Annotated in this window: 1 protein-coding gene; it reads left to right on the forward strand. The window is 67.5% G+C overall.

Features of this window, described 5'->3' with window-relative positions; all coding sequences use genetic code 11:
* On the forward strand, positions 1 to 1,857 hold a 1,857-nt coding region (locus U9983_RS17180; protein ID WP_322755007.1), incomplete at its 5' end, for a condensation domain-containing protein.
* Between the last annotated feature and the right edge of the window lie 77 nt (positions 1,858 to 1,934).

Genomic DNA, 1,934 nt, shown 5'->3' on the forward strand with positions numbered 1-1,934 from the left:
AGTCGACTCGCCAGCAGGCTTCGCGCCGTACTCGGTGTCGACGTGACAGTACGGGCGCTGTTCCAGACGCCGACGCCTGCGGGCCTGGCCGCGGCGCTGACCGATTCCGCGCCGGGCCGGGTCGCTCTGACCGCCGGGGAGCGTCCACAGCTCGTGCCGTTGTCGTTCGCGCAGCGCCGGTTGTGGTTCCTCGGACAGTTGGACGAGCCGAGCGCGACCTACAACATCCCTGTCATCCTGCGGCTCCGCGGTGCCGTGGACCGCGAGGCGTTGGGGCTGGCACTGCGAGACGTGATCGATCGCCACGAAGTGCTGCGGACGGTGTTCACCGCGGCCGACGGCGAGCCGCACCAGAAGGTCCTGCCGATCGAGGAATCCGGGTTCGCCCTGGAGATTGTCGAGGTTTCGTCCGAGGTTTCGTCCGAGGCGGTTGCCCAGGCGGCCCAACACGCCTTCGATCTGGCGGTCGAGATCCCGGTCCGAGCCTGGCTGTTCGCCGAAAGCGCCGACGTACACGTGCTGGTGGTGGTCGTCCATCACGTCGCCTTCGATGGATGGTCGTTGGGACCGCTGGCTCGAGACGTGTCGGCGGCTTACGCGGCCCGCAGAGAGGGCCGCGAGCCGGAGTGGACGCCGTTGCAGGTCCAGTACGCGGACTACGCGTTGTGGCAGCGGAGACTTCTCGGCGATGAACAGAATCCGGACAGCCTGATCAACCGGCAGGTGGCCCACTGGCGGCGGGTGCTGGCCGGTGCTCCAGAGGAGCTGGCGCTGCCTGTCGACCGGGCACGCCCGGCGGTCGCCACCCGTAACGGCCATGCGGCGCAGCTGGACATCCCGGCTGATCTGCACCAGCAGTTGCTGCGCGTGGGGCGGGAACAGGGCGTCACGGTGTTCATGGCGCTGCAGGCGGTGCTCGCGGTCCTGTTGTTCAAGCTCGGTGCGGGTACCGACATCCCGGTCGGAGCGGGGATCGCCGGGCGTACCGATGTCGCGTTGGACGATCTGGTCGGGTTCTTTGTCAACACCCTGGTCCTGCGCACCGACCTGTCCGGCGACCCGACGTTCGCCGAGGTCCTGGCCCAGGTCCGGGAGGTGAGCCTCGTCGGGCTCGAGCACCAGGACGTGCCCTTCGAGCGGCTGGTCGAGGAACTGGCCCCCCGCCGCTCACTGTCCCGGCATCCGCTGTTCCAGGTGATGCTCCTCGTGCAGAACAACCAGCGTGCGGCGCTGGCTGTCTCCGGCGTACAGGTTGAGGGTCTGCCGGCGGGGCAGTCCGTCGCCCGGTTCGACGTAGACCTGACCGTCGCGGAGGTGGTCGACCACGAGGGACGTCCCGCCGGTCTGCGCGGGGTGGTCACGGGGTCGGCCGACCTGTTCGATCCGGCCACCGTCGAGGCGATCGCCGCCCGGTTCACCAGGATCGTCGTGGCACTGGTCACCGACCCGCAGACCCGGCTCAGCGACGTGGACGTGCTCGTCGACGAGGAGCGACGTCGGCTGCTCGGCGTATGGAACGACACGGCCTGCGATGTGCCGCACGCGACGGTACCGCAGCTGTTCGCCGCCCAGGCGGCGCGGACCCCGGACTGCCCGGCTGTCGTCTGCGGCGACGTCGAAATCTCCTACCGAGAGCTGGACGTACGCGCCAACCGCCTGGCGCGCTACCTGCGTTCGGTGGGCGTCGGCGTCGAAAGCGTCGTCGGGTTGTGCTTGCCCCGCGGCGTGGACGTGGTGACGGCGGTGTTGGCGGTCTGGAAGGCTGGCGGTGCGTACCTGCCCATTGACCCCGGGTACCCGGCTGGGCGGATCGGGTTCCTGCTGCGACAGACCTTAGTTATTAATCATCTTAGCTGATTACCTTTGGTAGACGATCATGAGAAATTTCCACTTCATTAATGAAGATTAAACAGCGTTGTTTAATGACGTAGTAA

This window comes from Protofrankia sp. Cas3 (assembly GCF_963555955.1).
In the GTDB taxonomy this organism is placed as follows: Bacteria; Actinomycetota; Actinomycetes; order Frankiales; family Frankiaceae; genus Protofrankia.